The sequence below is a fragment of the Streptomyces sp. P17 genome, from assembly GCF_032436805.1.
In the GTDB taxonomy this organism is placed as follows: domain Bacteria; phylum Actinomycetota; class Actinomycetes; order Streptomycetales; family Streptomycetaceae; genus Streptomyces.
The window spans coordinates 1-359 of record NZ_JAVRBF010000448.1; the positions used below are offsets into that span (position 1 = coordinate 1).

Here is a 359-nt window from a genome sequence, read left to right on the forward strand (position 1 = left end):
CGCTTTGGGTTTCACCTAATTGGCGAGCCAAGCGCTGCGCCCGCTCTTGCCAGGCTTTCTCGGCTATCGGTAAACCGTGGGGAAAGGTCCAATAGGGGCCGATCTCTTCCTTTGGAGCAACGTCTACCCGCTCATTCCATGCAGCGGTCATATCTCTTGGCAGAGTAGGTAAATTACCCGCATTCAGTGGTGCTTTAGCCCCTAACCACTTTTGGGTGTTGCTGCCTTCTTCATAAGCAGGCAGCGCCGGTAAGCGGTGATGGCTAACGATAAGCCAGCCAATCGCCGCCGCCAAAGGAGGTAAATGTGCAAAGGGTAGCCGCGTAGCCACTTCCTCCGCTCCATCCCGTTGCAGCCGG

General features: G+C 56.5%; 1 protein-coding gene. It reads right to left on the reverse strand.

Translation table 11 applies throughout. From position 1 onward, the window contains the following. A partial coding sequence (locus tag RMT89_RS41670; RefSeq protein ID WP_315888962.1) for a hypothetical protein occupies positions 1-331 on the reverse strand: 331 nt, incomplete at its 3' end. Positions 332-359 lie beyond the last annotated feature (28 nt).